General features: G+C 63.7%; 14 protein-coding genes. 8 read left to right on the top strand and 6 right to left on the bottom strand.

From position 1 onward, the window contains the following. Positions 1-40 precede the first annotated feature (40 nt). Positions 41-1309 (top strand): IS256 family transposase, encoded by a 1269-nt coding sequence (locus tag ABIF91_RS35400; protein WP_038952271.1) that lies wholly within the window; start codon positions 41-43, stop codon positions 1307-1309. A 306-nt stretch (positions 1310-1615) separates the two neighbouring features. On the opposite strand, the gene ABIF91_RS35395 is transcribed toward ABIF91_RS35400, so the two are convergent. From ABIF91_RS35395 to ABIF91_RS35385, 3 genes are read right to left on the bottom strand one after another with little or no spacing between them, the layout of a single operon-like run. Further along, positions 1616-2179, bottom strand: coding sequence for an isochorismatase family protein (locus tag ABIF91_RS35395; protein ID WP_028180519.1), 564 nt, complete (start codon positions 2177-2179; stop codon positions 1616-1618). Positions 2180-2204: 25 nt separating this feature from the next. Beyond that, on the bottom strand, positions 2205-2825 hold the full coding sequence (locus ABIF91_RS35390; protein ID WP_028180518.1) for a GNAT family N-acetyltransferase: 621 nt from the start codon (positions 2823-2825) through the stop codon (positions 2205-2207). Beyond that, positions 2812-3429 (bottom strand): hypothetical protein, encoded by a 618-nt coding sequence (locus ABIF91_RS35385; protein WP_028180517.1) that lies wholly within the window; start codon positions 3427-3429, stop codon positions 2812-2814. The genes ABIF91_RS35390 and ABIF91_RS35385 overlap by 14 nt, the downstream gene beginning before the upstream one ends. A 71-nt stretch (positions 3430-3500) precedes the next feature. Between ABIF91_RS35385 and ABIF91_RS35380 the strand changes: the two genes are divergently transcribed. After that, on the top strand, positions 3501-4541 hold the full coding sequence (locus ABIF91_RS35380) for a LysR family transcriptional regulator (RefSeq protein ID WP_028180516.1): 1041 nt from the start codon (positions 3501-3503) through the stop codon (positions 4539-4541). An 18-nt stretch (positions 4542-4559) separates the two neighbouring features. Here the strand turns inward: ABIF91_RS35380 and ABIF91_RS35375 are convergent, their stop codons facing one another. Next, on the bottom strand, positions 4560-5750 hold the full coding sequence (locus ABIF91_RS35375; protein ID WP_035675732.1) for an autotransporter outer membrane beta-barrel domain-containing protein: 1191 nt from the start codon (positions 5748-5750) through the stop codon (positions 4560-4562). A 380-nt stretch (positions 5751-6130) separates the two neighbouring features. Between ABIF91_RS35375 and ABIF91_RS35370 the strand changes: the two genes are divergently transcribed. The 3 genes from ABIF91_RS35370 to ABIF91_RS35360 all read left to right on the top strand — a co-directional run bounded on the left by ABIF91_RS35370 (position 6131) and on the right by ABIF91_RS35360 (position 7196). Beyond that, a complete protein-coding gene (locus ABIF91_RS35370) occupies positions 6131-6337 on the top strand; it encodes a cold-shock protein (RefSeq protein ID WP_028180514.1) in 207 nt (68 codons plus the stop codon). Between the two features lie 143 nt (positions 6338-6480). Beyond that, positions 6481-6783: a hypothetical protein gene (locus tag ABIF91_RS35365; RefSeq protein ID WP_155251979.1), complete on the top strand. Its 303-nt coding sequence runs from the start codon at positions 6481-6483 to the stop codon at positions 6781-6783. Then, entirely contained in the window at positions 6780-7196 is a 417-nt protein-coding gene (locus ABIF91_RS35360) for a type II toxin-antitoxin system VapC family toxin (protein WP_028180512.1), read from the top strand. Before ABIF91_RS35365 ends, ABIF91_RS35360 begins: the two co-directional genes overlap by 4 nt. 92 nt (positions 7197-7288) lie before the next feature. On the opposite strand, the gene purN is transcribed toward ABIF91_RS35360, so the two are convergent. Next, entirely contained in the window at positions 7289-7942 is a 654-nt protein-coding gene (purN, locus tag ABIF91_RS35355) for a phosphoribosylglycinamide formyltransferase (RefSeq protein WP_028180511.1), read from the bottom strand. Further along, positions 7942-9015 carry a phosphoribosylformylglycinamidine cyclo-ligase gene (purM, locus tag ABIF91_RS35350; protein ID WP_028180510.1) on the bottom strand — a complete coding sequence of 358 codons (1074 nt, stop codon included), beginning with the start codon at positions 9013-9015 and terminating at the stop codon, positions 7942-7944. Before purM ends, purN begins: the two co-directional genes overlap by 1 nt. A 156-nt stretch (positions 9016-9171) precedes the next feature. Between purM and ABIF91_RS35345 the strand changes: the two genes are divergently transcribed. From ABIF91_RS35345 to ABIF91_RS35335, 3 genes are all read left to right on the top strand, one after another. Then, positions 9172-9714, top strand: coding sequence for a CDP-alcohol phosphatidyltransferase family protein (locus tag ABIF91_RS35345; RefSeq protein ID WP_028180509.1), 543 nt, complete (start codon positions 9172-9174; stop codon positions 9712-9714). 107 nt (positions 9715-9821) lie between these two features. Then, positions 9822-10499, top strand: coding sequence for a DnaA ATPase domain-containing protein (locus ABIF91_RS35340; protein WP_028180508.1), 678 nt, complete (start codon positions 9822-9824; stop codon positions 10497-10499). A gap of 154 nt (positions 10500-10653) precedes the next feature. After that, positions 10654-12843 (top strand): RNA degradosome polyphosphate kinase, encoded by a 2190-nt coding sequence (locus ABIF91_RS35335; protein WP_035670118.1) that lies wholly within the window; start codon positions 10654-10656, stop codon positions 12841-12843. Position 12844: the final 1 nt, after the last annotated feature.

The raw sequence follows: 12844 nt of genomic DNA, 5'->3' as shown, positions 1-12844 counted from the left end.
TGACGAGCCTGCCAGAACCTCTCGAGGAGAGCGATACGCCATGACCGAGACTACCAATGTTCTTGCTTTCCGTCAGCCGTCCGCGGTTGATGATCCACTGACCGATATCGTTCGTGCCGGCGCGCGGGACCTGCTTGCCAGGGCGATCGAGATCGAGGTTGGCGCGTTTCTGGCCAGCACGGCCAATCTGACGCTGCCCGACGGTCGAGCGCGCCTGGTCCGACATGGGCACGGTCCGGTGCGCGAGATTGCGACCGGCATCGGTCCGGTGGAGGTCGCTCGTCCCAAGGTCCGCGACCGCGGAGCGAGCGGGCCAGGCGACCGCCTCCGCTTCAGTTCGGCAATCCTGCCGCTATGGGCGCGGCGGACGAAGAGCCTGGATGCCTTGATCCCGGTCCTCTATTTGCGCGGCATCTCGACCGGCGACTTCCAGGAGGCGCTCTCGGCGCTGCTCGGCAAGGATGCGCCGAACCTGTCGCCTTCGGTGATCGCCGGCCTGAAGGCCGATTGGCAGGTCGAGTACGAACGCTGGCAGAGACGCGATCTGTCGGCGCGTCGCTATGTCTACATCTGGGCCGATGGCGTGTACCTGCAGGCCCGCATGGAAGATCACAGCGAATGCATGCTGGTGCTGATTGGCACCACGCCGGAAGGCAAGAAGGAGCTGATCGGCTTCCAGGTCGGCGTGCGCGAGAGCGCGCAGAGCTGGCGCGAACTCCTGATCGACCTGCGGCAACGCGGGTTACGGATTGCCCCGCAACTCGCCATCGGCGACGGCGCCCTCGGCTTCTGGAAGGCACTGGACGAGGCCTTTCCCGGCACGCGGCACCAACGATGCTGGTGCCATAAAGTGAGCAACGTACTCGACAAGGTCGCCAAATCCGTGCAGGGCCCCATGAAGAACGACCTGCGGAACATCTATCTGGCCCCACACCGGGCCGAAGCTGAAACCGCGATCGACGTCTTCGTCGAGAAATACCACGTCAAATACGGACGTGCGGTGGAGTGCCTGATCAAGGATCGCCATGCGCTGCTCGCCTTCTTCGACTTCCCTGCTGAGCACTGGATCCACCTACGCAGCTCGAACCCGATCGAGAGCGTCTTCGCCACGGTGCGCCACCGAACGGTGCGGACCAAGGGATCGCTGTCGCAACAAACTGCGAAGCTGATGGTGTTCAAGCTCATCGACGCCGCATCGAAGACCTGGCGGCGATTGAAGAGCACGAACCAGTTGCCGAAAGTCATCGCCGGTGTAAAGTTCATCGACGGAATCGAAGTCATTCCGAACACTGAAAGCCACGCCGCCTGATCAGGCCGCGTCACCCAAAATCAGCCATAGCTCATGCACAAAGCCGAATGTCACAAATCCGCACATGACAGAAACGCACATCACAGAGCCACACGGTGGCAGCTCTCACGCAGCGCCGTCGTCGCCCCCATCGTCGGCGGCGGCACCGGCTTCCCTCACCTCCACCAGCGCCATCGAGAGCAAGTAGAGTGTCGTGGGCAGACCAAGCCTGCGCGCCCTCTCGGCGGCACGCGACAGATCGCTCGCCAGTTCCTTGAGCTCCTCTCCCCGTGACAATCTCTCACCCCATCCGCCGGTTGCGGACGCCTACACCGCAACGGCGCCGCTGGTTCTGATCAGTTCGGCGCTGGACTGCATTGTAGCAAAATTTCCGATGACATTCACTACCGCATGCCTGTAGGCGGCGGCATCGTCCGTGCCCGGCTGCCGGCAGGCCGCGGCGTCCGTGACCACCTGGTAGCGATGGCTGCGATGAAACCCGTCGACGGCGGTGGCCAGGATGGTCTCGTCCAGGGAAAAGCCGATCAGAATGCAGCGCGTGGTGCGGATACTGGACATGTAGTCTACAAACCGCGACGAGCTGTAGGCGGACGGCAGCGGGTGCTCGAACGTCATCTCCCCCGGCCGCGGCCTGGTTTCCGCGATCCAATCGGTCAGCCCGGATGCCGGATTGAACCAGGCCGCCTGCGCGATGCGCTTCAGATGCATGACCGGCCACAAATTGCTGCGCCACAGCGTGAGGAGTTCCAGGCAACGCGCCGTCACCGCATCGCCGTCGAGGACGACATGGCGACGGCCTGGGGTCAGATATTCGACCTGAAGATCCGCACAGACCAGTATCGGCGGATCATCCTGCATGGAAGCCAGCATTTTGTTGCGCGCAGCTGCACCAGTTTCAACGGTCGGCAAATGCGAGGTCTCGCAGCGGTGAGGTCACCGCCCGCCCCGCCGAGGCATCAAGCACGCCCGGCCGGTCCCAATCGCCCTCGGGACGGATGATCACATAGGGATCGCTCTCCAGCGTGATGGCGTCCGGGCCCGGCTCGATCTCCAGCAACATTTCTGTGTAGGAGAAATCCGAGAACGTGATCTTGCGGTTGTGACCGAGCGGCTTGGCGCCGAAATGAGCCCAGAAATCGACCAGCCGGTCCTGCGCCTGGCCGTAGATCTTGCGAAAGCCCTTGCGCTTCACATAATCGACGCTGGCCTGCACCAGCTTGAACGAGACGCGCGAGCGCCGATATTGGTGACGCACCGCGAGCCGCTCCACCTTGGCGAAATCGCCGAAGAACCGCACCCGCAGGCAACCCGCAGGCTCGTTGCCGACGAAGCCGATGAAATGCGCGGCGACCATGTCGTTGCCGTCGAACTCCTCCTCGAACGGACAATCCTGCTCGGCGAGATAGACCGCCGAGCGGATGGCGGTCACCAGCATGAGATCGTTCGGATCGCGCGCGAGGCGGATGCTGATGGCGCGGGAACAGGGCTTGGCGAGAGGAATCCTAGTACCGTGCATCTGCAAAGCTCCTTGATTGGATGATCGCGCCTGGCATGCGCATCGGCTGCCGATGCCAGGGACGCTCGTAGCACCAAAGGTCGGGTTGGAAGCTCGGGACAGGGGCAAAGCCCGTCGCCTTCATGATGTCGCGTCCGGCCACCGTTGACGGCTGCGCATAGCAATCCGCGCCGCGAAACCTTATCTGCCGCAGATGAGCCGCGGCCTTGCCGAGACCGGCGATGCCGCGCCCCGTCGCTGCGATCGCCCAGATGTAGATGGCTGCGACGTCTTCGTCCGCCGACGCGAGATGGCGCGTCTCGGGCGCGGTGAGGCAGATCTCGTCGAGCAGCAGCGCATCGTGTCCGCGATCATTGAGAAACAGGAAGGCCATGCCGCCGACGAGGCTGCCCTTCCGGCTGAACGTCAGGATGCTCTGAGGATCGAACGTGAAGTACCTCGCAAGCCCCGCTGCGCCGATCTGCACGCCTGGCACCAGCCGATGCGCCATATCCGAAAGCGCCGCAATTTCGGAGAATTGCGCGCAGCGCACGTCGACATCCGGGCTCAGCGGCAAGGCATCGAAATCGTGCCTTGCGGCAAACGGGCCCCTTTCCATACTCATATCACGCCTCTATCGTTCGAGGCTTTCGTGCCCCGCTACGACGATGAGCTTAGCGGTTGGGGATCAGGAGTATGCAGCAGTTATTGCACCGGGGTGCTGCGATGATGCAGCACCGTGAAGAAGCCCTGGATGCGTCCTGGGACGATTTAAAGCTGTTTTTAGCGTGCGCAAAATATAAAAGTTTCCGCAATGCGGCCGAAGAACTCGGGCTCACCTCCACGACCTTGATGCGCCGCGTCGATCGGCTCGAAGAGAGGATCGGGTGCAAGCTGTTCCTGCGCGACCAGAGCGGACTCACGCTCAGCGATGAAGGCACAGCAATGATCGCCGACGTTGCGCATATGGAGCGTCATGCCTTCAACATCTTCCGCCGCGCCTCGCGATCGTCGAACGACACCTCGGGCACCGTGCGCGTCGCGGTGACGGAAGGCCCCGGGAATTTCTGGATCCTGCCGCGACTGATCGACTTCCAGAAGACCTACCGCAAGATCACGGTCGACCTGCGCTGCGCGATGGAGCAGGCCGACGTCGCGCGGCTCGAATCCGATATCGCGATCCAGCTCGAGCCGCCGACCAATCCCGATCTGATCGTCGCCAAGCTCGGCCGTCTCCACATCTATCCCTTCGTCTCCAAGGAGTACGAGACTCTCTACGGCGTGCCGGCAACGCTCGCCGAATTGAAGAACCACCGCATCATCAAGCAGAGCGCGCCGCAGGTCGACGACGGCGCCTATGCCCGTGTGCTCGGACTGAACTCGCTCGAGGGCATCGTCGGGATCAAGACCAATTCGTCGGTCGGCGTGCTCTATGCCGTCGAACGCGGCGCCGGCATCGGCTTCCTGCCGACGGTGTCGATCGCACTCGGTGCGTCGCTCGTTGCCGTCGATCTCGGCGTCAGCCACCACGCCGATCTCTGGCTCACCTATCACAGGGAGTTCCGCACCTCCGAGCGTCACAAGGTCGTGGTCGACTGGCTGAAGAAGATCTTCGACGCCAGGACCTATCCCTGCTTCCGCGACGAGTTCATCCATCCGAATGCGCTGGTGCCGATGATGACGGCCGCGCGCGAGGGGTTTGGATTGGCGGGCTATGTCGCGGCAACACCGACCTGAGCGTGGACGAGCTTCAGCTCACCATTTGTATTCGAAGCCGACGGTACCCTGGTGCAAGGTGAGCTCGTTGCGGAACTTGCCGTCGTAATTGACGTAAAGCCGTGCCACGTTGGTCAGGCTGAGCGAAGCCGAGGCTCCGGCATCCGCGCCGTAGCGGCTCTCGCCGATGCCGGGGACCACGATGCTCTGGGCGCCCAGACTGACCTGAATCGATCCCAGGTCCTGGTGGAAATTGTCGACGAGCTTGCCGTAGGCCAAGAGGTCCAGAATCTTCTGGTCGAAGATGAAGTAGCGGCCGATCTCGGCGCCGACCATCACGCGTGCGCGGGAGAGCGCCGTCGAGCCGACGCTGAGCGGATCGAGGCCGCCGGATTCCTGGAACGCGGCACTGGTGGCGCGCACATATTCGAGCGCGCCCTTGGGCACGATGCGCATCTGGTCCTTGGTCCAGTAATAGCTGATCTCGGTCAGCGCGCCGTCGACCGCGGCGCGATAGCCGGCGGTCGCAAGGCCAAGACCGGTGTCGCGGCTGGACCGGACCTTGCCGAAACCGTGCACCACGGCAAAGGCCCAGGTCCATGGACCCTTGTCGACCGAACCATTGAAGCCAAGCTGGGTCAGGTCGAGCGTGGCCGACTGGAGCGCGAGCGGCACGTCGATGTCGGTGTGGCTCTGGTCGATGGAGAAGCCGATGTTGACACCGGGCGCGAGCCGCGCGCCGAGCCCCGCGACGCCGCCAAACGTCCTGCGCTTGTCGCCGACGAAATCGCCCTGCGCGTCGGTGCGGACCGAGATGCCGTAGCCTTCGAACCAGGTACGGTAGCGCGGATCCTCCGTGCTCGCGGAGGCACCGCCGCCGCCGGGATTGGTCCGGAACGACCGGTTGAAACCATTGGCGGCCTGGTTGCCCAGCCGCTCCAGAAATCCCGAGCCGAAATTGAGCATGCTGTTGCCGGCCGACTGATCGTAATTGGTCGCGGTCGGCATCGGGATCGGGGTCGGCGACGGTGTGGGCGTCGGGGTCGGCGTGGGTGTCGGGGTCGGCGTGGGTGTCACACTTTGCGCGAAGACGGATGTCGCGGCCGACATCGTTACGACCAGCGCAAGCGCGACGGCTGCAAAGGTGTTGGCGACCGCTGCCGCGATCCGGCGGACGCGGTTCAGCCCGATCGTCTGCCGTGTCCCGGACGGCTGCGAGGTGCAGCGCATGACGACTAAATCCCAAAGCAAAGGGCGGCCCGCAAAAATGCAACACGAGCGGCTCGCGCCGTGTGGCGATTTGTGCCGAACTGCAACGGAGGGTCAACCGGTTGGCCCGCTCTCTCCGAGGCTATTGCCCTCGATTGTGGTTCCGCGGCCACAGGTCGCAAATTGCAGACGATGGTGCCCACCCCGGTCTTGAAATTCGCGCTCTGCTTGCTAACGCGCGATTTTCATGTTGCAATATCGGACACAATCGGAATTGGCCGCTCTGCTGTGCGTTTCGCGACATTGAGACTCAAGACTCGAACAGACTTCCGGAAAACCCGTTTGTGGCGTGGCACGCGAAAAGCGGCCGCGTCTTTTTTATCTAGTGGAGGAGACTAGCGATGCCGCAAAAGGGCACCGTCAAATGGTTCAACCCGACCAAGGGCTATGGGTTCATCAAGCCGAACGGCAGCGACAAGGACGTGTTCGTCCATATCTCCGCCGTCGAGCGTGCTGGACTCTCCACCCTCAACGAGAACCAGGCGGTTGAATTCGACCTCGTGGAGAACCGCGGCAAGACATCCGCGGAGAACCTCAAGGTCTCCTGATTTCTCTCGAGTTTGACAAGCGAGAGATCATGACGTTGCCCCCGGCTCTGCCGGGGGATTTTGTTTGGGAATCCCATTTCTTGCGGATGGACTTTGCCCGCGCATTCCCGGTTATATTTCCGGAAAGATCCTCAAGGCGAGCCGTGGCAACGAAATCCCAGCGAAAGGCCACCCGCACCCATCGACGCCGCGCCGCGGCGCGCGGTCTGGTACGAGTTGAAGTCCAAGCCGCCAAGAAGGACGCGAGCCTCATCCGCGCCCTGGCGGAAACTCTGCGCGACAAACCGGACAGAGCTGCTGCACTTCGATCGACGCTCGCCAGCGCCCTCCTCGATCCCGACGTCAAGACAGCCTTTGACGTCTTTGGCTCCGAGCTTCCCGATGAAGCCTTCGACGGAGTGTTCGATCAGCCGCGGCGTGACGGCTGGCGAGAGGTTGACTTGTGAAATTTCTGGTCGATACCAACGTCATTTCCGAAATACGAAAACGCGAGCGTGCCGACCCGGACGTCATTCGTTGGGTCAATCAGACTCCGGCCGCGGATATCGGAACCAGCGTTTTGGTCCTGGCGGAAATTCGCCGAGGCATTGAACTGAAAAGGCGAAGCGATCCGCTCCAGGCGAAATCTCTCGACCGATGGTTTTCACAGATGAAGACGCAACTCACCGAACGGGTTCTTCCCATCGATGAGACCGTTGCCGAGACTTGGGCCCCTCTTGGAATTCCTAATCCGCTGCCGCTCGTTGACAGCCTGCTCGCCGCCACAGCGAAGGTCCACGGCCTGACGCTGGTGACGCGCAACATCGCCGATATCGAATCGACCGGAGTAGCTCTGCTCGATCCGTTTGCCACGCCGTGAGCGATAGACGGATGATTGAACGGTCGGAATATTTCTCTGTCGCAAATGACACCAAATGGCGCGAGCTCCGGGGCTGAACTGAGATGCCCGGCTCAGCGCACCACCGGCGACACCAGAAAATTCTCCGACGCCGTGCTTCCGTCCGTTCTGCAGACATCGCCCTCGATCCGGACCTTGCCGGTCGCGAGCAGCCGCAGCGCTTCGGGATAGATGCGGTGCTCGACTTCGAGGATGCGCTCCGACAGCGTATCCCCCGTGTCGTGGTCGCTGACGGGCACCGCGCCCTGCATCACGATCGGGCCGGCATCGGTCTCGGGGATCACGAAGTGCACCGTCGCGCCCGACAGCTTGACGCCGGCGCGCAGGGCCTGGCCGTGCGGATCGAGGCCGGGGAAGCACGGCAGCAGCGAGGGATGGATGTTGAGCATCCGCCCGTACCAGGCCCTGGTGAATTCCGCCGTGAACAGGCGCATGAAGCCGCCGAGACAGATCAGCTCGATGCCGTGCCGATCGAGCGCTGCCTGCAGCACCTTCTCGAAGCCGGCCCGATCCTTGCCGAACGGCTTGCTCTCGATCACCTCGGTCTTCACCCCGCTCGCCCTCGCCTTTTCCAGTCCGAGCGCATCGGCCTTGTTCGAAATGACGAGCGATATCTCCGCCGGGAAATCCGGGGCGGCGGCGGCCCTGATCAGCGCGGCCATGTTGGAGCCGCGTCCGGAGATCAGGATGGCAACGCGGCGCTTCATCACAGCGCCAGATCGAGGTGGCCGTTATAGACGACGCGGTGCTCGCCTTCAGCAGGGATCACGGTGCCGAGCTGCGCCACGGTCTCGCCGGCGTCGGTGAAGACCTCGACGACCTCATCGACCTTGTCGGGCTCGACGATCGCGATCATGCCGATGCCACAATTGAAAGTGCGCAGCATTTCCAGCTCGGCGATGCCGGCCTGCGCGGCCAGCCATTTGAACACCGGCAGGACCGGCAGACGTGCGAGGTCAATGCCCACGCCGAGATGCTTGGGAAGCACGCGCGGGATGTTGTCGGTGAAGCCGCCGCCGGTGATATGGGCAAGCCCCTTCACCGCGCCGGTCTCGCGGATCGCGCGCAGGCAGGATTTGACGTAGAGCCGCGTTGGCGTCAGCAGCGCGCCGCCGAGCGTCATCACGGGCGCGAACGGCGCCTGTGCCGCGAAGCCGAGACCGGATTGTTCCACGATCTTGCGCACCAGCGAGAAGCCGTTGGAATGCACGCCTGACGAAGCAAGACCAATCACGGCGTCGCCTGCGGCGATGTCCTTGCGCGGCAGCAGCGTACCGCGCTCCGCAGCGCCGACGGCAAAGCCGCCGAGGTCATAATCGCCGTCCTTGTAGAGGCCGGGCATCTCCGCGGTCTCGCCGCCGATCAGGGCGCAGCCGGATTCGCGGCACCCCTCCGCGACGCCCGCGACGATCGCGGCGGTGGCCTCGGGATCGAGCTTGCCGCAGGCGAAATAGTCCAGGAAAAACAGCGGCTCGGCCCCTTGCACCACGAGGTCGTTGACGCTCATGGCAACGAGGTCGATGCCGATGCCGCCATGCAGCCCGGTCTCGATCGCGATCTTGACCTTGGTGCCGACACCGTCGGTCGCGGCCACGAGGACCGGGTCCTTGAAGCCGGCCGCCTTGAGGTCGAACAGGCCGCCGAAGCCGCCGATCTCGGCGTCGGCGCCCGGCCGTGCGGTGGCGCGCACCATCGGCTTGATGAGGTCGACCAGGCGGTTGCCCGCGTCGATATCGACGCCTGAATCGGCGTAAGTGAGGCCGTTTTTGCGGTCGGTCATGCCCGATTTCCAGTGGGTTTGCGGCTGGTTACGTCGAATTCCGGGGACACGCAATGGCTCGCATGGCGCTCCTGCCTATACTATGTAGATATCAACCGGTTCAGCCTCCCGCGGGGGCCGGATTTGAGGTCAGACCGGGTGCCGGGAAGCGCTTTCGTGAGTATTCCGAACATCATTACTCTGGGCCGCATCATGCTGGTCCCGATCATCGTCTGGGCCATTGTGTCGAGCCAAATGGAGGTGGCGTTCGCCGTCTTCCTGATCGCCGGCATCAGCGATGCCGTGGACGGCTTTTTGGCCAAGCGCTTCAACATGACGAGCGAGCTCGGCGCCCTGCTCGATCCGCTCGCGGACAAGGCACTGCTGGTCTCGATCTACATGGCGCTCGGCATCTGGGGCGCGATCCCGCGCTGGATCGTGATCCTGGTGGTCTCGCGCGACATCATGATCGTCGCCGCCGTGATCGTATCCTGGCTGTTCGACCGGCCGGTCGAGATGAAGCCGTCAAAAGTGTCCAAGCTCAACACCGTGGCGCAGGTGGCGTTCGCGGCGCTGGTGCTGGCGGCGCTTGCATTCGGATTCAAGCCGGCACCTTATGATATCATCCTGATGGGCCTCGTCACGATCTTCACGCTCTCCTCCGTGTCGCTCTATCTCGTCGAGTGGCTGCGGCACATGAGCACGATCGAGGCCAAATGAGCCGGGATGCGGCCCCGCAAAAGGCCAAGTCTCGCACGATCAAGTCTCGCACGATCAAGTCGCACCTCTTCAAACGGGCCGGCGCGCCGGCATGGAGCAAAGCAAGCGTGGCAGGCCGCGTCCATCCCCGACAATTGGCGTTCGCACTTCCGCATGCGGAGAGCCTCAGCCGGGACAACTTCCTCGAAGGCCCCGCCAATGCGGCTGGTCTCGGCCTGATCGACAGCTGGCCGGAATGGCCGAACCGGATCATGTGGCTGGCCGGCCCGGAAGGTAGCGGCAAGAGCCATCTCGCCGCGATCTGGGCCGAGGAAGCCGGCGCCCGCTCGACCACGGCCAATGCGCTGACCGCGGCAGGCGTCCCGGGCGCGCTCGCCACCGGCGCGCTGGTGGTCGAGGATCTCAAGGCCAGGGATTTTGACGAGCGGGCCCTCTTTCATCTGATGAACCTCGCCCGCGAGGACGGCGCCTACGTCCTCCTCACCGGACGCGAGGTGCCGGCCTCGCTGGAGATCGAGCTTCGCGACCTGCGCTCGCGTCTGCGGGCTGTTCCGGTGGTCGCGCTGCTGCCTCCCGACGACCAGCTCTTTCGCGGCCTCATCGTCAAATTCTGCGCCGACCGCCAGCTCACCGTGGACGAGAGCGTGGTCGGCTACCTCGCCACCCGCCTGGAGCGGTCCTCGGCCGCGGCCCGGCAGGCCGTGGAGCTGCTCGACAGCGAAGCCCTACGGCTCGGCCGCCCCGTGACCCGGGCGCTCGCCGCCGAGCTGCTCCGGGACCCCTGATCGGCCCCTTGTACCCCGACGCCTTCTGCAACGGCTTGACGCGGCGGAACGGCGGAACATCAATGTCATCGAAACGTCATCGCTGTAACACATGCTCCCCGGGGTTTTGCGCATAAGTCGCAAAGTGAGGCGAGACAGGATGGACCGACTTCTGATGGACTCTGCGCAAGCTATTGAAATTAAAGAAAAAGCTGCAGAGGCCGAGGGCCTGCCGGCGATCGCGTCCAGCCCCGAACGGTTCATCAACCGCGAGCTGTCCTGGCTGCATTTCAACCGCCGAGTCCTGGAGGAATCGGTCAATCCCAGCCACCCCGTGCTGGAGCGGGTTCGGTTCCTGTCGATTTCGGCGAATAACCTCGACGAGTTCTTCATGGTCCGCGTTGCCGGCATCAAGGCCCAGGTGCGCGAGGGCATTGCCGAACGCAGCCCCGACGGCCTGACGCCGTCGGAGCAGCTCGCCCTGATCAATCGCACCGTCTCCCAGCTCGCCTCGGACCAGCAGGCGATCTGGCGCGACCTGCGCAGCGCGCTGGCCGAGGTCGGCATCGTGCTGGTCGACGGCAAGGACGTCTCCAAGTCGGAACGGACCTGGATCGAGGACTATTTCCTCAACAACGTCTTCCCGCTGCTGACGCCGCTTGCGATCGATCCGGCCCACCCCTTCCCGTTCATTCCGAGCCTTGGCTTCACCATCGCGCTCCAGCTCACGCGCGCCGCCGACGGCAGGCAGATGAACGCGCTGATCCGCATGCCCGGCAAGATCGACCGCTTCATCCGCCTGCCCGCCGAAGGCACGGTGCGCCTGATCTCGCTGGAGCAGGCGACTGCCCTGTTCATCAACCGCCTTTTCCCCGGCTACAATCTGCACGGCCAGGGCTCCTTCCGGATCATCCGCGACTCCGAGCTCGAAATCGAGGAAGAGGCGGAGGACCTCGTCCGCCTGTTCGAGACCGCGCTGAAGCGCCGCCGGCGCGGATCCGTGATCCGGCTCGAGATCGACGCCAAGATGCCGGAGCAGTTGCGCAGCTTCGTGCAGCATGCGCTGTCGGCGGCCGATGACGAGGTGTTCCTGGTCGACGGCGTGCTCGCCATGAACGAGCTCTCCCAGCTCACGCGACTCGACCGGCCTGACCTAGAATTCACCCCCTACGTGCCGCGCCACCCCGAGCGCGTGCGCGAGCATGGCGGCGACATCTTTGCCGCGATCCGGCAGAAGGACCTCGTCGTCCATCACCCCTACGAATCCTTCGACGTGGTAGTGCAGTTCCTTCAGCAGGCCGCGCGCGACCCTGACGTCGTCGCGATCAAGCAGACGCTCTACCGCACCTCTAACAACTCGCCGATCGTGCGCGCGCTCGCGGAAGCGGCCGAAGCCGGCAAATCGGTCACGGCGTTGATCGAGCTGAAGGCGCGGTTCGACGAAGAAGCCAACATCCGCTGGGCGCGTGATCTCGAACGCGCCGGCGTGCAGGTCGTCTACGGCTTCCTCGAATTGAAGACGCACGCAAAACTCTCGATGGTGGTGCGCCGCGAGGGCGGCAGCCTCACGACTTACGTCCATACCGGCACCGGCAACTATCATCCGGTCACCGCGCGCATCTACACCGACCTCTCCTACTTTACCTCCGATCCGACCATCGGCCGCGATGCCGCGCGCGTGTTCAATTTCATCACCGGCTATGCCGCGCCCAGCGACCTCGAGAAGATGGCGGTGTCGCCGCTGACGCTGCGCAAGCGCATCATCGAGCACATTCAAGGCGAGACCGCGCATGCGCGACACGGCCGGACCGGCGCGGTCTGGATGAAGATGAACGCGCTGGTCGACCCCGACATCATCGACGCGCTCTACGAGGCCTCCCAGGCCGGCGTCCAGGTCGAGCTCGTGGTGCGCGGCATCTGTTGCCTCAGGCCCGGCATCCCCGGCCTGTCGGAGAACATCCGGGTCAAGTCGATCATCGGGCGCTTCCTGGAACACGGCCGAATCTACTGCTTCGGCATGGGCCAGGGCCTGCCGAGCGCGAAAGCGGCTGTGTATATCTCGTCCGCCGACATGATGCCGCGCAACCTCGACCGCCGCGTCGAGGTGCTATGCCCGCTGCAAAATCCAACGGTGCATCAGCAGGTTCTCGAACAGATCATGGTCGCCAATCTGAAGGACAATGAGCAGAGCTGGCAGTTGTTGCCGGACGGGTCGTCAACGCGTATGAAGACCGCGAAGGGCGAGGAGCCTTTCAACGTCCACAACTACTTCATGACAAATCCGAGTCTGTCTGGCCGTGGAAAGTCGCTCAAGGAATCCTCGCCGCGTCGTCTCACGCGCCGGAACGAACGTCATCCATCCTGAT

It is taken from the genome of Bradyrhizobium sp. USDA 241 (assembly GCF_049739505.1).
In the GTDB taxonomy this organism is placed as follows: domain Bacteria; phylum Pseudomonadota; class Alphaproteobacteria; order Rhizobiales; family Xanthobacteraceae; genus Bradyrhizobium; species Bradyrhizobium liaoningense.
Note: the sequence above shows the minus strand (reverse complement) of the source record. Positions and strands in the feature narration are given on the sequence as shown.